At 36.6% G+C, this 14,879-nt stretch carries 17 protein-coding genes and 2 pseudogenes; all 19 read left to right on the top strand.

What is annotated here, in order from left to right; genetic code table 11:
* Positions 1–432: a GNAT family N-acetyltransferase gene (locus HMPREF2885_RS08655; protein WP_070657827.1), complete on the top strand. Its 432-nt coding sequence runs from the start codon at positions 1–3 to the stop codon at positions 430–432.
* A 58-nt stretch (positions 433–490) separates the two neighbouring features.
* The gene (glyA, locus tag HMPREF2885_RS08650; RefSeq protein ID WP_033629805.1) at positions 491–1,747 is read left to right on the top strand and encodes a serine hydroxymethyltransferase; all 1,257 of its coding nucleotides are present in this window, start codon (positions 491–493) and stop codon (positions 1,745–1,747) included.
* 7 nt (positions 1,748–1,754) lie between these two features.
* On the top strand, positions 1,755–2,729 hold the full coding sequence (locus HMPREF2885_RS08645) for a nucleoid-associated protein (RefSeq protein ID WP_000356115.1): 975 nt from the start codon (positions 1,755–1,757) through the stop codon (positions 2,727–2,729).
* On the top strand, positions 2,729–3,331 hold the full coding sequence (locus HMPREF2885_RS08640) for a lysozyme family protein (RefSeq protein ID WP_002893258.1): 603 nt from the start codon (positions 2,729–2,731) through the stop codon (positions 3,329–3,331). The genes HMPREF2885_RS08645 and HMPREF2885_RS08640 overlap by 1 nt, the downstream gene beginning before the upstream one ends.
* Positions 3,332–3,418: 87 nt before the next feature.
* Positions 3,419–4,393, top strand: coding sequence for a DUF1002 domain-containing protein (locus tag HMPREF2885_RS08635; protein WP_001227377.1), 975 nt, complete (start codon positions 3,419–3,421; stop codon positions 4,391–4,393).
* 74 nt (positions 4,394–4,467) lie between these two features.
* On the top strand, positions 4,468–5,826 hold the full coding sequence (gene rlmD / locus HMPREF2885_RS08630; RefSeq protein WP_000914601.1) for a 23S rRNA (uracil(1939)-C(5))-methyltransferase RlmD: 1,359 nt from the start codon (positions 4,468–4,470) through the stop codon (positions 5,824–5,826).
* A gap of 127 nt (positions 5,827–5,953) precedes the next feature.
* Complete coding sequence (locus tag HMPREF2885_RS08625; protein WP_000668466.1) at positions 5,954–6,760, top strand: alpha/beta hydrolase; 807 nt, start codon at positions 5,954–5,956, stop codon at positions 6,758–6,760.
* Between the two features lie 11 nt (positions 6,761–6,771).
* Positions 6,772–6,900, top strand: coding sequence for a hypothetical protein (locus tag HMPREF2885_RS10285; RefSeq protein WP_000900064.1), 129 nt, complete (start codon positions 6,772–6,774; stop codon positions 6,898–6,900).
* A 74-nt stretch (positions 6,901–6,974) separates the two neighbouring features.
* On the top strand, positions 6,975–7,385 hold the full coding sequence (locus HMPREF2885_RS08620) for a DUF7668 domain-containing protein (protein ID WP_000510788.1): 411 nt from the start codon (positions 6,975–6,977) through the stop codon (positions 7,383–7,385).
* 334 nt (positions 7,386–7,719) lie between these two features.
* Positions 7,720–8,337 carry an SAP domain-containing protein gene (locus HMPREF2885_RS08615; RefSeq protein ID WP_000573130.1) on the top strand — a complete coding sequence of 206 codons (618 nt, stop codon included), beginning with the start codon at positions 7,720–7,722 and terminating at the stop codon, positions 8,335–8,337.
* Positions 8,338–8,377: 40 nt separating this feature from the next.
* On the top strand, positions 8,378–8,506 hold the full coding sequence (locus HMPREF2885_RS09980; protein WP_000901527.1) for a hypothetical protein: 129 nt from the start codon (positions 8,378–8,380) through the stop codon (positions 8,504–8,506).
* A gap of 189 nt (positions 8,507–8,695) precedes the next feature.
* Positions 8,696–9,667, top strand: coding sequence for a DUF6892 domain-containing protein (locus tag HMPREF2885_RS08610; RefSeq protein ID WP_070657825.1), 972 nt, complete (start codon positions 8,696–8,698; stop codon positions 9,665–9,667).
* A 71-nt stretch (positions 9,668–9,738) separates the two neighbouring features.
* Positions 9,739–10,409, top strand: a pseudogene (locus tag HMPREF2885_RS08605) (hypothetical protein).
* Between the two features lie 59 nt (positions 10,410–10,468).
* Positions 10,469–11,131 (top strand): DUF443 domain-containing protein, encoded by a 663-nt coding sequence (locus HMPREF2885_RS08600; RefSeq protein ID WP_000865035.1) that lies wholly within the window; start codon positions 10,469–10,471, stop codon positions 11,129–11,131.
* Positions 11,132–11,250: 119 nt separating this feature from the next.
* Positions 11,251–11,889: pseudogene (locus HMPREF2885_RS08595) on the top strand (hypothetical protein); the annotation flags it as partial.
* Positions 11,890–12,021: 132 nt separating this feature from the next.
* Positions 12,022–12,783: a hypothetical protein gene (locus HMPREF2885_RS08590; protein WP_001108329.1), complete on the top strand. Its 762-nt coding sequence runs from the start codon at positions 12,022–12,024 to the stop codon at positions 12,781–12,783.
* A gap of 38 nt (positions 12,784–12,821) precedes the next feature.
* The gene (locus tag HMPREF2885_RS08585; RefSeq protein ID WP_000841302.1) at positions 12,822–13,184 is read left to right on the top strand and encodes a hypothetical protein; all 363 of its coding nucleotides are present in this window, start codon (positions 12,822–12,824) and stop codon (positions 13,182–13,184) included.
* Between the two features lie 180 nt (positions 13,185–13,364).
* Positions 13,365–14,246 carry a diacylglycerol/lipid kinase family protein gene (locus tag HMPREF2885_RS08580; protein ID WP_000710093.1) on the top strand — a complete coding sequence of 294 codons (882 nt, stop codon included), beginning with the start codon at positions 13,365–13,367 and terminating at the stop codon, positions 14,244–14,246.
* 63 nt (positions 14,247–14,309) lie between these two features.
* A complete protein-coding gene (locus HMPREF2885_RS08575; RefSeq protein ID WP_001086572.1) occupies positions 14,310–14,801 on the top strand; it encodes a phosphoribosylanthranilate isomerase in 492 nt (163 codons plus the stop codon).
* Positions 14,802–14,879: the final 78 nt, after the last annotated feature.

Below are 14,879 nucleotides of genomic sequence, written 5' to 3'. Positions count from 1 at the left end.
ATGCTAAGAGATTTGCAAGAAACAGATGTGAATGCTATATGTGAGATTAACCAAGAGGCTTTGGGCTATTCTTTTAGTCCAGAGGACACAGCTAGTCAACTAGCTAGACTGTCTCAGGATTCTCATCATTTCCTACTTGGTTATGAGGATGAAGTCAGCCATGTCCTACTTGGATATGTCCATGCTGAAGTTTATGAATCCCTCTATTCCAAAGCAGGATTTAATATCTTAGGCTTAGCGGTTTCACCTCAAGCACAAGGGCAAGGTATCGGTAAAAACTTACTGCAAGGGTTGGATCAAGAAGCAAAAAGACGGGGTTATGGGTTTATCCGCTTAAACTCTGCTGATCATCGTCTGGGAGCTCATGCATTTTATGAAAAAGTTGGTTATACTTGTGATAAAGTGCAGAAACGGTTTATTCGCATCTTTTAGTTGATTTTCTTATTGAAAAAAAACTAAAGGACCAGTCACACTATAAAGGAGAAGACCTATGATTTTTGACAAAGACGATTTTAAAGCATACGATGCTGATCTCTGGAATGCTATTGCCAAAGAAGAAGAACGCCAACAAAACAATATCGAGTTGATTGCTTCGGAAAACGTGGTTTCCAAGGCTGTTATGGCAGCTCAAGGGTCTATCTTGACAAACAAATATGCCGAGGGTTACCCAGGACGTCGTTATTATGGTGGAACTGATGTAGTAGACGTGGTAGAAACTCTAGCTATTGAACGTGCAAAAGAAATTTTCGGTGCTAAATTCGCCAATGTCCAACCTCACTCAGGAAGCCAAGCCAACTGTGCGGCTTACATGGCCTTGATTGAGCCAGGTGATACCGTTATGGGGATGGATTTGGCAGCAGGTGGACACTTGACCCACGGAGCTCCAGTTAGCTTCTCTGGTCAAACCTACAACTTTGTTTCTTACAGTGTGGATCCTGAAACGGAACTCTTGGACTTTGATGCAATCTTGAAACAAGCCCAAGAAGTAAAACCAAAACTAATCGTAGCAGGTGCATCAGCTTATTCTCAAATTATCGACTTCTCAAAATTCCGTGAAATCGCAGATGCTGTTGGGGCTAAGCTTATGGTCGATATGGCCCATATCGCTGGTTTGGTTGCAGCTGGACTTCATCCAAGCCCAGTACCATACGCTCATATCACTACAACAACGACCCACAAAACTCTTCGTGGACCGCGTGGTGGTTTGATCTTGACAAATGATGAGGACCTAGCTAAGAAAATCAACTCAGCTATTTTCCCAGGTATTCAAGGCGGTCCTTTAGAGCATGTTGTTGCTGCTAAGGCGGTTTCATTCAAAGAAGTTTTGGACCCAGCCTTCAAGGAATATGCTGCTAATGTCATCAAAAACAGCAAGGCTATGGTTGAAGTCTTCTTGCAAGACCCTGATTTCCGTATCATTTCTGGAGGAACTGAAAATCACCTCTTCCTAGTGGATGTAACTAAGGTTGTAGAAAACGGAAAAGTTGCTCAAAACTTGCTGGATGAAGTCAATATTACCCTAAATAAAAACTCAATTCCATACGAAACCTTGTCACCATTCAAGACAAGTGGAATTCGTATCGGAGCAGCAGCCATCACTGCACGTGGATTTGGTGAAGAAGAAAGCCGTAAAGTGGCTGAACTCATCATTAAAACCCTTAAGAATGCAGAAAATGAGGCTGTCTTAGAAGAAGTGAGAAGTGAAGTCAAAGCGTTGACAGATGCCTTCCCATTATACGAGGACTAAAACTTTTATGGACATTTATATTAAGAAAGCCATTATCCATCAGTTCAGCCCAGACGATACTGAGTTGTTTCTAGCGGATAAGTTTCTCAATATCACTCCAAAAATCGAAGAATACTTGCGCAAAAAAATCGAACGCGTGTATTCAGATGAAGCAAAGACTGGGATTTTCGAAGAAGAAAATCCCTTCTTCAATCACATCACAGACGATTTGTTGGAGACATCAGTAACACTGGCTAATCTCTGGAAAGAGGAGTTCAGCATTTCTGAAAATCTCAAGACCAATGACTTGGTTTTTGTTCAGTTTTCTAAAGAAGGCGTTGAACATTTCGCTTTTTTGCGAATTGCTCTACGTGAGACCTTGACTCACCTTGGTGGAGAAGTTGATAACCCAATCAAGCTGACTCAGAATAACCTACCTGGATTTGGAACGGGGGCTGATGAGGCCTTGGTGGTCAATCTTCAAAGTCGCAAGTACCATCTCATCGAAAAACGCATCAAGTATAATGGGACTTTCTTGAATTATTTTTCAGAAAATCTCCTAGCTGTTGCTCCCAAGATTTCACCAAAGAAATCGATCAAGGAATTGGAAAAAACGGCTCAGAGAATTGCAGAGTCCTTTAACACAGATGATTTTCAATTCCAATCCAAGGTCAAATCAGCGATTTTCAACAATCTGGAAGAAAGCAATGAACTGTCACCTGAAAAATTGGCTAACGACCTTTTTGATAACAATCTGACAGCTCGTTTGAGCTTTATCGACCAGGTCAAGGAAGCTGTACCAGAACCAGTCCAGTTTGATGAAATTGATGCCAGTCGCCAATTAAAGAAATTTGAAAACCAAAAACTTTCCTTGTCAAATGGAATTGAGCTCATCGTTCCCAATAACGTCTATCAAGATGCGGAATCGGTCGAGTTTATCCAAAATGACAATGGAACCTATTCTATCTTAATCAAAAATATCGAGGATATTCAAAGTAAATAATGTTTAAATTTATAAGAAGAGTGCTTGTGCTAGCAGTCTTCCTTTTCGCAGGATACAAAGCTTATCATATCCATCAGGATGTTAAACAAGTCATGACCTACCAACCCATGGTTCGAGAAATCTTGAGCGAAAGAGATACTCCAGCCAATGAAGAGTTGGTGCTCGCTATGATTTATACCGAAACGAAGGGAAAAGAGCGGGATGTCATGCAGTCTAGTGAGTCTGCTAGTGGCGCTACCAATACCATCAAAGACGATGCCTCTAGTATTCGCCAAGGGATACAGACACTAACAGATAACCTCTATTTGGCACAGAGCAAAGGAGTAGATGTCTGGACCGCTGTTCAAGCCTATAATTTTGGACCTGCCTATATCGACTTCATTGCTCAGAATGGTAAGGAAAATACTTTGGCCCTAGCCAAGCGTTACTCCCGAGAAACGGTCGCTCCAATCCTAGGTAATACTACAGGGAAGACCTACACCTACATCAACCCAATTTCTATCTTTCATGGTGCAGAACTCTATGAAAATGGTGGAAATTATTACTACTCGAGACAGGTTCGCTTTAATCTCTATATCATGAAATTCTTTAATTTCTTCTAAACATCTGGTTTGACCAGGTGTTTTTTCACTATAAGTTTTCTTTAAGATTGTTTTATTAACCTAGAAAGGTAAAGGAGGGAATATCCCATGAGAAAGAAATTCTTTCTAACAAGTGCTGCAGTATTGTGGGCCGCAACAGCTATGACGAGTGTCCACGCAGCAACCGATGTTCAAAAAGTAATCGATGAAACCTATGTACAACCTGAATATGTTCTAGGTTCTTCTCTATCTGAAGACCAGAAAAATCAAACTCTTAGCAAACTTGGCTATGACGCATCAAAAGACACCAAAGATATCAAAACTATGACACCTGATATCTATTCGAAAATTATGAATGTGGCTAATGATGCTAGTCTACAGCTCTATTCTTCAGCTAAGATTCAAAAGCTAGGTGATAAGTCGCCTCTAGAAGTCAAGATTGAAACGCCTGAAAATATCACCAAGGTGACGCAGGATATGTACCGTAACGCAGCAGTGACGCTGGGAGTGGAGCATGCCAAAATCACAGTTGCAGCTCCTATTCCAGTTACAGGAGAGAGCGCCCTAGCAGGGATTTACTATTCGTTAGAGGCCAATGGTGCCAAAGTACCGCAAGCCAATAAAGACTTGGCCCAAGAGGAGCTAAAAGCCTTATCCGATATTAATGCTGAAAACAAGGACAAATCAGGCTACGATGCCAATAAACTCAATGTCGCTTTGGCAGATATCAAGGCAGGAATCGCAAAAGCAAAAGAAGCCAAAGGTAATCTGACAGAAGAAGATGTTCGCAAAATTGTAGAAGACACACTAAAAAACTACAAACTCGATCAGGTTATAACAGGAAACCAGGTCAATATCATTATCAATTTTGCCCTCAATCTCTCAAAGAGTGACATTTTGAACAATGCTGATTTCACTAAAACCCTAAATGACCTCAAGGAAAGCATTGTCTCTCAAGCTGGAGATAGCTTTAAAAATATCAACCTCAACTTTGATGCCAATAAAGCGCTAGAAGACGGGGGCAACTTCTTTAGCTCCCTTTGGCAAGCCATTGTCAACTTCTTCAAGAGTTTTGGTGCTTAGGTCATTTCATGATATAATAGATGGTAACAGAAATGTTGCCGTCTTTTTTTGTCGGCCGATAGAAAGTGAAAAATATGCTAAAGAAAAATGATATTGTAGAAGTTGAAATTGTTGATTTGACTCATGAAGGTGCAGGGGTTGCTAAGGTAGATGGTTTGGTTTTCTTTGTAGAAAATGCTTTACCAACTGAGAAAATCCTTATGCGTGTCCTTAAAATCAATAAAAAGATTGGCTATGGAAAAGTTGAAGAATACCTTACTTACTCTCCACATCGTAACCAAGACCTTGACCTAGCTTATCTACGCTCAGGTATCGCTGATTTAGGGCATCTTGCCTATCCAGAGCAGCTCAAGTTTAAAACCAAGCAAGTCAAGGATAGTCTTTACAAGATTGCAGGAATTTCGGATGTAGAAGTTGCTGAAACACTTGGTATGGTGAATCCTGTTAAGTATCGAAATAAGGCACAGGTGCCCGTTCGTCGAGTGAATGGTATCTTGGAAACTGGCTTTTTCCGTAAGAATTCGCATGACCTCATGCCTCTTGAAGATTTCTTTATTCAGGATCCTGTCATTGACCAAGTTGTGGTAGTTCTACGCGATTTGCTTCGTCGTTTTGATTTAAAACCATATGACGAACAGGAACAGTCTGGCTTGATTCGGAACCTTGTGGTGCGTCGAGGTCATTATTTAGGACAAATCATGGTGATTTTAGTAACAACTCGTCCGAAAGTTTTTCGTGTCGACCAATTGATTGAACAAGTCATCAAGCAGTTCCCAGAGATTGTGTCTGTCATGCAAAATATCAACGACCAGAATACCAATGCGATTTTTGGTAAGGAGTGGAAGACTCTTTATGGTCAAGACTATATTACCGACCAAATGTTGGGGAATGACTTCCAAATCGCTGGACCAGCCTTCTACCAAGTTAATACTCAAATGGCAGAGAAACTCTATCAAACAGCCATTGACTTTGCGGAGTTAAAAGAAGATGACGTGGTTATTGATGCTTATTCAGGTATCGGAACGATTGGATTGTCCGTTGCCAAACATGTCAAGGAAGTCTACGGTGTTGAAGTGATTCCAGAAGCGGTTGAGAACAGCCAGAAAAATGCTGCCTTAAATAATATCATCAATGCCCATTATGTTTGTGATACAGCTGAAAATGCTATGAAGAATTGGCTCAAGGAAGGTATTCAACCAACCGTTATATTGGTCGACCCACCACGCAAGGGCTTGATCGAGAGCTTTATCAAAGCAAGCGCTCAAACAGGAGCAGACCGTATTGCCTATATCTCCTGCAATGTCGCAACCATGGCGCGTGATATCAAACTCTACCAAGAATTGGGATATGAGTTGAAGAAAGTCCAGCCGGTGGATCTTTTTCCTCAAACGCATCACGTCGAGTGTGTAAGCTTGTTAGTGAAACGTAGCTAATCCTCAAAAAGGTTCCCTAAACCTTTTGAGTTCCGCAGACATACCATGTTGATGCGGTATCACTGCTTGTACGAGCTGATTAAACATAGGTGTATCTAGTGAAAGTCCTACAGTAAGGAGTTTAAACATGAAATTCCATGAGTTTGGTGATAAGAATTTGCCTCCTATTTTACTGATACATGGTGGTGGCAGTTCTTGGTGGAATTATCTTCGTCAAGCACGAATCTTGTCAAAAGAATACCGTATTATTCTACCCACTTTGAATGGCCACGGCGAGGAATATCAACTTGATTATGTTTCTACTGAAGATTCTGCTTTGGAGATTCTAGACTATATCAAAGCAAACTGTGGTGGGAAATTGTTTGCAATCGGTGGTGTTTCACTTGGTGGTCAAATTGCCATGGAGCTTTTGTCTTTAGACAGTGAAATTGCAGAGAAGGCCATCATAGATGGAAGCCTCTGTATTCCTCAACCAAGGTTAGCTAAAATCAGCATCTTTCTAGTGTCTCTATTTGGTAAACTGATGTTCAATAAATTCTCTTGCAAACTTCAGTTAAGCATGATGAACAAACTCTATCCTAAACTGGCTTATCCAGAGGAAATAAAAGCTTATTATTTGGAGGATTTGCCAAGAATGCCTATCAAAACATTAGTGACTATTTACAAAACCTATATGGGGTATTACAAGCCAAAGGATATGATTTCTGCTAGCAAGGCTCAGGTTCTGTATATCTATGGTGAAAAAGAATTGAACTGTGTGAAAGAATCAGCGAAATTATTTCATCAGCTACATTCAAATACAATTTTGTATGAAGCAAAGGGCTATAACCACAGCTATTTATCAGCTTACCTACCTTATGAGTGGATTGATTTGGTGGTGCCATTTTTAAAGAGTGACTCATTAGAAATGTGTAACGAATCTGATATGCCATAAGGAGGAAACGGATGCTAGGAGCAATAGTTGGAGACATTGTAGATTCAGTTTACGAATGGAACAATATCAAAACGAAGGATTTTCCTTTATTTCGTGAGGATTGTTTTTTCACGGATGATACGGTAAGTCCGAACCACTGAGTGTGTGAGTTTGTTAGTGAAACATTTTTAATATTTATAAGATTTAAAGTTGATTACAAAAAGGAAGTATTATCATGGGAATATTCGATGATTTTGAGTACAAAGAAAACTACCTAGATGAAGAAAAAGTAATTGAAATACTTAAAAAGATTTTAAGAGCAATTCATCTAAAAAATTATAGAGATATTTTGGATTGTGTTGATGGTTCAGAAGTTGATGATGTAAGAGAGTTACTTGAATATATTGACGATTCATTACAATTAAATGATTTTGATAAAATTGATGAATATGGTGTAGATTGTAATTTCCATCCGAATTATGAGTACTCCCAACTACAAGTTTATGAATTTAATGATCAAACTGGCTTTGTTGTTGAATATGAGATGACCTCCGATTCTGAATTAGTAGATTTAACCCTACAATTAGAATTTTTATACAATAATGATGGTTACAAAATAACTTCTATAGATGTCGATCCTGGATAAACCAAACTTAATTATCTTCGTTATATGATAAATGCGTATATTAAGGCTAGATAATTTGATTGTAAGTTGCTTAAAATATCGGTTAGTTTTTCAAATATTGGGAAAATGAAATATGTATCTATTGGAATTGTACCAAAATGATTATTCTAAAGATTTTGTCGTGTTTGATTCTTTAGAAGATGGAAAAGACTTTGTTTCTCACTGATGATACGGTAAGTCCGAACCGCTGAGTGTGTGAGTTTGTTAGTGAAACATTGCTAATCCTCAAAATAAAGAAACTAAAACTCCATTATTTTGAGATGACAACCTAAACTGTTTTTAAGGAGGTAAAATATTGATAGAGAGTAGACCTGGGTTTGATAAAATCACATCCTTTGATGAATTTAATAAATACTATTGGTATCGTGATGAACTTTCACAGATATGCAAGTCATTAGGGCTTGAATATAGAGGTACAAAACAGGAACTCAATGATATTATTGAGCAGTACTTCAAGGGGAATTTGATTAAAAAATCATCAATAAAAAGCAAGAAGAAACAAGTAGAAGTCGTTACTTTAGATACGCCCTTACTTGAATGTGGATTCGCCTTTAATGCACACTTTAGAGAATATTTCTCAACTCTAACAGGTGTTTCGCCCTTTAAATTTACTGCTGATATGGCCACTGCCTGGAGAAAAGTCAAAAGAGAACATGATTTGAGTTTTACAATCCAAGATATGCTAAAAGTTTATTATGGAGATTCAGATTATGCCAAGTATGACCATTCGGTTTGTCAATGGAATCAATTTTTAAAGGATTTCTGTGCAGACGAAAATAGTGGCAACTACTCGAACAAACTAAAAGTAGCTTCTATTCTTTGGAAAGAAGTTCGAGACTCAAAGAAAGAAAAAGTTTATTCAAAAAAACTTTTGACTAAATATGCAGATAAAATAAAAGAGTATGACAAATAGAAATGTCTGTCTAAACCAATAGTTTATAAGGAGAAATGCCATGCTAGGATCTATTATTGGAGATATTGTAGGTTCAGTTTACGAATGGAACAATATTAAAACAAAAGACTTTCCATTATTTCGTGAGGATTGTTTTTTCACGGATGATACGGTAAATCCGAACCGCTGAATGTGTAAGTTTGTTAGTGAAACGTAGCTAATCCTCTCACCTTTTCATTTTAAGGTAAGAAGGCTTCCTGCTTTTTTAATCCTACGGACGAAAAATACGGCAAAACCTTATTTTATACAGTAAATTTTCTAACGTTAGAAAAATAGATTTGATGCATTTAGATAAAAAAATTATAAATAGGAGAATCAAATGTTTAGTTTTTTTAAAAAGAAAGGTACTAAAAACCTCGAAATCAATTTTCATGACAATTCAATGGTATTGAACGGAACCAGCTTGTCTTTTCCATTATCTTTGAAAGATATTGAGGCTGTATTAGGAAAGCCTGATCAGGTTGTAAAAAAAGAAAATAAATACATAAAGTACATTTACGACAATGCTGGTATTGTATTTGAACATTCGTTTTCTGTCAAGAATCATTTAAAGAAATGCAGGGTCTATCTTGATGATGAGCATCTACTTTCTACTATCAGTTTCTACTACGGTGATGTTGTAAAACCTATGTTTGGAGAAGAAGAATTACCCAAGATGCCTTGTCAAGCCGTAGTATCCACTGATGGAAAGACTCCCTATTTTCTTTATGATAGACACAGAACTGGGGATTTCAATTTTATTTTATGGACCCCTCGTGGAACCAATTTTAATGGAAGACCAGATGTAATGAGATATCCACTCACCATTTCTTACTATCCAGAAATCAAGCATGAACGTCAAAAATCAAATCCAAAAGTTGTTCAAGAAAAATATCTTCATTTCGATAATCTGAATTTTAAACTAGCTATTATCCAAGTATTGATGTATGATTTAGAGGTTTTAAAGCCAGCTTTTGATATTTTTGATTTTTCAGAGGAATTTAGCGAGTTGGATATTGATACAGAAAGTACAGAACTTGTCGAGCCTGCCTTAGAATACTTTAAAAATCTTCAGATTTCACAGAAGTATGCAAGTCTTGTAAAAGAGATTGATATGGATGGTGGTAATGAAATCTTTATGAATCTGATTCCTCAGTGGGATGGTGAGGATAGTTTTTTTGATTTGAATGAGGTTAGTTTGGCTGAATTAAAGCAGTTTCCAAATTTAAAACAAGCGACAATCATGTCAAGTAATTTTGAACAAGTTAAGGAAACTTTTGCTACAGCTGGAGTTGACGTAGAACTAGTGTAAGTTAAACTAAACATTTATAAATTTTTGAAAAAATCTTACTTTTATGACTCGAAAAAAGGATTAAATAAAATATGAAAAAGTTTAAATGGTGTTTATGGTTAACTGGATTTCTTGTTATTCTTTTGACAGCATCTTCATTGAATGCTTGTAGTTTGGGTGGCGAAACTATTCCCCAAAATAGAACAAAGGAACAGTTCGAGTTTGAAAAAACGTTTGATCCCATGTTTAGATTTTTGGAACAAGAGCAGAAAGATTTTGATGGGCTGGAAGCTTATAAAAGTAGGGTCTATATAAAAAATGGTGACGAAGTCAAAAGATATGAAATTGACCTAGGTATTACCAAGGCAGATGGTAAGGGTGACTATAGAATACAAATCGGAGAAAACAAAAAAACGGTTCCGTTAGTTATTCTAATGGCAAGTTGCATTACGATTCGGAGATAGACCCTTTATTTGACGAAGAGATTCTTAACTTAGTTGTCAAAAGAGATGTTTTTGACTCCTTGAATGTAAAAAGGACGTTAAGAACCGGAACAACAGAGCTTAGTGAAATTATCTACCACCCAGAAAATAACTCTGACCTCTTTCAGAAACTGAAAAGCAAATATGATCTACCAGAGGAAACAACATGTCAAATTAGAATAGATCACTCAGATAAAACAAATTATGGGATTACAATACAGTTAACATCGAAAGATATGTCTGTCAAAATTGGTTTAACTATTATTAAAAAACGGGGCTGACGATTTAGGAATGTTATTGAAAAGAGTTTTTTAACTCTGAGAAGGATTTAAAGGTGACTATGAAAGTAAAATTTAAAGAAACGAATAAAGTATTTTTCAAAATAGTAGAAGTAGAGGGAGAAAAGTATATTCTAGATTTGACGACTGTTAGACCAAAATCCTATTTCTGGGGTTCTCTTCCTGATGAGATCACTGCAAAAATGCAAAAGTTAGATAAAAGAGATACGCGTTTTGAAAGTGTGGCTCCAACTATGAGTAAATCAATTGGGGTTGCAATTGGAACAGCAATAGGGGGTTCTGGCTATCGGCTAGTGACAAATTTTTTTAGAAACAATGGGATTAGTCACAACCTTCCTTTAAAGATAGGCTTATATGGCCTATTCATTTCCCTAGCTTATCTTGCTTTCTGGTTCATTGCCATAAGAGCTCGTCATAGCGTCCAAAAAAGACTTGATAATAAAGTTTCAAACTATCAAATAACCTTTAAACCAGTTGGAAATAAACGTCAATTAAAACATTACAAACTTCTTCCTTTTATCCTTGTTCCGACTCTTGGATGTTTTGCATTTTATCTATATACTGTTAATGGAACAGAGGGAGCCTTACTTGTTATTAATAGTATTCTATTATTGGGATTTTTTACAGTGATTTTAGGCATGTCACCACTCCGAGAAAGTGTCGAAAAGCAAGAGATTATTTTTGATAGAATAGAGAAGTTATAAGTTAAGATGAAAGCTGTTTATGATCCTATTTTGCAGGTCACATTGGGTTATTTTATAAGAAAAAATTAGGGAATTAATTAGAAAGTATTTGAGGAATAGACGTGTAATTAAAATTTAAAAATTCAAGCATGATGTGCTTTCAAATTGTTCAGATAGATCAAGAATCGAAGAAGTATGTCATGGATACGAGTACTATAAGCCCCAAGAGCTACTATTGGGGAATAAAAACAGATACGATTACAGTGGACATGGTGGAGATTGAAAAGAATAATAACCAATTCGAAATTAAACCTAGCAGACCTGTAAGTGCAACAATTGGAGCCATTATCGTTCAACCAATCGTCAAGGTTAGCTATGATGCGCTGAAAAAATTTTTTATTCACAATAATATTAGCGAGCAAATATTATTAAAGTTATTACTCTTTGCAATTTCTATGCTGATTTCTTATTTTGCAATTCTGATTTCATTAAAGTTATCCCATAATAAAGCAGATAAATGGATTCCTCAAAACAGCAATAAATACACAGTGACCTTTACAACTATTAAAAAAAGTAACGGAGGAGTATATCCTTTGGTTGGAGCAATTGCCCTTTGTTTACTTTTCTTTCTTGGTTTGAATAATGGAACAGAAGGGGCTTTTTTGGTAATCAATGGAATCATATCGCTATTCTTTTTCATGTTTACTCTAGGAAGTTTTCCAATCGCTCATCCATACAAGCATGGTCAAATTGAGGTTGAAAAGATTGAGAAAATATAGAATAAATGACATTGGAAATAGTATTGATTCAGGTATTAAATCAATTCAGAAAGTATTTGGGTGGTGAGCGACTCATTTAAAGTTCAAGACAGCTCTTACAATGCAGCATTGTGAGTTAGAAAAGGAGTAATAATGAATTACTTAGAATTACGTAAAAAATATGCTTTTTATAGAAAAGTTGCGATTGTTTTGGCTGTTCTTCTCATTCTTTTTGTAGCTTGGATGGTGAACGATAGGACTATTCAATTTCTTTGTATTATACTCATAAATGCACTCTTATTTCTTTTCATTGCACTAATCAGAAGAGGGTATGTAAGGAGTGGTACTAAGTTACTGTATATGGACTTAGATTTACCATCTTGGAAGCAATACATTGAGTTGAACAAAGATGCAAAAAGAGCTATTATACAAATGGATGTAAAACTAACATCTGTTGGGTATTCCTATTTGATTGGTGATTTCGATGCTGCCATTAAGGAGGCTTCTGAAGCAATGACTGATCAAAAACTGAAGCCGAAATACAGAGATTTTTTAGAGAGTTACCTCATTCGCTCAACAGTTCTTGCAAATCCTGACCTGACCAGAGATGAGCTTGAACTCATGTTAAATAAAATGTCCATATCAGATCCAACTCTAGCTGAAAAAACAAAAAGCGTGAGTCTTGCTCTATACGATTTAACAATTGCCCATCAATCCAATGATTATTTTGAAGAATTGGAAAACGAATTTAAATATCAACAATTGGAAATCACTTACTATCAAGCTTTGAACTCTAAATTAAAAGGAGATATGATCAGGGCGAATGAGTTGTTTAAAAAAGTCTCTCAAGAGGATGAAGAGATCTATATCGTACGGAAGTCTAAAGAATTTTTAAAAAGTGAATCTATTAATTAGCGATGAATAAGTACAGAAAAGGATAAAAAGGATTAAGTGTGAAATCAAATAAACTATTGCTAATAAACGGAGTTATTTCTTTAATTGGAGCTTTAACGATTATTTACCTTTCTTCTAAAATGTGGAAATTTGAACTCGTTTACTGGGTGATACCTAAGCTTGTTAGACTTTCCAGTTGGGATGGAATCTACTTTTCAACTTGTTTAATATTGCTGTTTTTTGGTTTTGTAGCATTCCTTCTTTATGATGAGGAATCAAAAATCAATAAGAAGACTTATCAGTTTCTTTTGATTGCATCGATTATTGGTTTTATTCCAATATTAGCTGGATTTTCCAGTGTGTTCGCATTTGTTTCAGCTATTTTATACTTAATGGATTATATAAAATTGTCAAAAAAGTAAAGTAGTGGATTGCTAACAATAAGTATTTATTCTTGTTTAAGTTTAGGTTAGTGCTTGATACATTAACGTCTCTATTCTAGTTAGTGGATTCGATTTTTCAAGCATTTGGATGGCGTTTACATAACTCAAGTGATATAATTAGTTACTAGAATTTTTGTAACTATTAAAGGAGTATTATCAATGAAAAAAGCAATGTTAATTATAAACCCTACCTCTGGTGGGGAAAAGGCTTTGGATTATAAGGTCAAGCTGGAGAATAAGGCCAAAGATTATTTTGAGCACGTGGAAACCAAAATTACTGAAAAAGCGCTGGATGCAACACACTTTGCTGAGGAAGCCTCTCGTGAGCAGTACGATGCAGTGGTTGTTTTCGGTGGAGACGGGACTGTCAATGAAGTCATTTCGGGTATTGCTGAGAGAGACTACATTCCTAAGTTAGGGATTATCCCAGGCGGTACAGGTAACCTCATTACGAAACTGTTGGAAATCAATCAAGACATCGATGGTGCGATTGATGAACTTGATTTTAACTTAACCAACAAGATTGATATCGGTAAAGCAAATGATAACTATTTTGGTTATATCTTTAGTATCGGTTCTCTGCCTGAGGCGATTCACAATGTGGAGATCGAGGACAAGACAAAATTCGGTATATTAGCCTATGCTGTAAATACCATGAAGTCTGTGATGACGGATCAGGTCTTTAACATTAAGGTTGAGACAGAAAATGGAAATTATGATGGTGAAGCGAGTCATGTTTTGGTTCTCTTGACAAATTACTTCGCTGATAAGAAAATCTTTGAAGAAAACAAAGACGGCTATGCCAATATTTTGATTCTAAAAGATGCTTCTCTATTCTCTAAATTATCCGTCATTCCTGATTTACTAAAAGGCGATGTTGTCGGCAATGATAATATTGAGTATATCAGAGCTCGTACTATTAAAATTTCTTCAGATAGTGAGTTGGAGTCAGATGTTGATGGCGATAAGTCGGATAACCTACCTGTAGAGATTAAGGTACTGGGCCAGCATATTGAAGTTTTTTCACAACCGAAAGAGTAGAAGATAGAAACAAGTTTGTCTTTCACTGAGAAATAAAGTTTTATATCAAAGATTGGAGGAAGGATGAATTCTCTATTTGATGAATTTCGAACAATTTGTTCTCATTTAAACCAAGTTGGAATCACACCCACGCTCATGGGGTCTTTGGGTTTTGAATACCGTTCAAATGAAGATTGGGAGCCGTCTGACATTGACATTCATGTCTCTGGAGATCCTAGAGGCTGGGAAGCGCCTGATCATCTCAGGATTTATGACTGGGACAAGATAATGAAAGTGATGAACCACTTAGGCTATACCTTGGTAGATATTCACGAGCACGAATTCCAAAAAGATGATGTGAGCGTTGAATTTGGAAGTATCGATTCCTTACCTGATTTTGCAGGAGTTTCGAAATCAGATATAGAGTTGATTCATCTCGAGGACATCACGTTTCGTGTTCCAAGTTTGGAACAGTATTTCAGTATATACAAGGCTTCTTCCCAAGATTCCTATCGAAATGACCACAATAATAATAAAGATTTTAAAAAGATAGATTGGCTTGAAAGGCATTTGTAAATCATCAATCAGAAAGTAGTAGGTATTAAATCTTACTGCTTTTTTATATTCTCAAAAACAATCCACTCGAAACTACGG

This window comes from Streptococcus sp. HMSC062H02, assembly GCF_001813005.1.
Taxonomy (GTDB): domain Bacteria; phylum Bacillota; class Bacilli; order Lactobacillales; family Streptococcaceae; genus Streptococcus; species Streptococcus oralis_S.
This window is presented reverse-complemented; position numbering and strand designations above follow the sequence as displayed.

Excerpts from the sequence above, each read along its gene's own strand:
- HMPREF2885_RS08610 (WP_070657825.1), top strand. The coding sequence starts at position 8,696 with ATGTTTAGTTTTTTTAAAAAGAAAGGTACTAAAAACCTCGAAATCAAT.
- HMPREF2885_RS10285 (WP_000900064.1), top strand. The coding sequence starts at position 6,772 with ATGCTAGGAGCAATAGTTGGAGACATTGTAGATTCAGTTTACGAATGG.
- HMPREF2885_RS08635 (WP_001227377.1), top strand. The coding sequence starts at position 3,419 with ATGAGAAAGAAATTCTTTCTAACAAGTGCTGCAGTATTGTGGGCCGCA.
- HMPREF2885_RS08655 (WP_070657827.1), top strand. The coding sequence starts at position 1 with ATGCTAAGAGATTTGCAAGAAACAGATGTGAATGCTATATGTGAGATT.
- HMPREF2885_RS08640 (WP_002893258.1), top strand. The coding sequence starts at position 2,729 with ATGTTTAAATTTATAAGAAGAGTGCTTGTGCTAGCAGTCTTCCTTTTC.
- HMPREF2885_RS08600 (WP_000865035.1), top strand. The coding sequence starts at position 10,469 with ATGAAAGTAAAATTTAAAGAAACGAATAAAGTATTTTTCAAAATAGTA.
- HMPREF2885_RS08625 (WP_000668466.1), top strand. The coding sequence starts at position 5,954 with ATGAAATTCCATGAGTTTGGTGATAAGAATTTGCCTCCTATTTTACTG.
- HMPREF2885_RS09980 (WP_000901527.1), top strand. The coding sequence starts at position 8,378 with ATGCTAGGATCTATTATTGGAGATATTGTAGGTTCAGTTTACGAATGG.
- HMPREF2885_RS08620 (WP_000510788.1), top strand. The coding sequence starts at position 6,975 with ATGGGAATATTCGATGATTTTGAGTACAAAGAAAACTACCTAGATGAA.
- HMPREF2885_RS08580 (WP_000710093.1), top strand. The coding sequence starts at position 13,365 with ATGAAAAAAGCAATGTTAATTATAAACCCTACCTCTGGTGGGGAAAAG.
- HMPREF2885_RS08590 (WP_001108329.1), top strand. The coding sequence starts at position 12,022 with ATGAATTACTTAGAATTACGTAAAAAATATGCTTTTTATAGAAAAGTT.
- HMPREF2885_RS08575 (WP_001086572.1), top strand. The coding sequence starts at position 14,310 with ATGAATTCTCTATTTGATGAATTTCGAACAATTTGTTCTCATTTAAAC.
- rlmD (WP_000914601.1), top strand. The coding sequence starts at position 4,468 with ATGCTAAAGAAAAATGATATTGTAGAAGTTGAAATTGTTGATTTGACT.
- HMPREF2885_RS08645 (WP_000356115.1), top strand. The coding sequence starts at position 1,755 with ATGGACATTTATATTAAGAAAGCCATTATCCATCAGTTCAGCCCAGAC.
- glyA (WP_033629805.1), top strand. The coding sequence starts at position 491 with ATGATTTTTGACAAAGACGATTTTAAAGCATACGATGCTGATCTCTGG.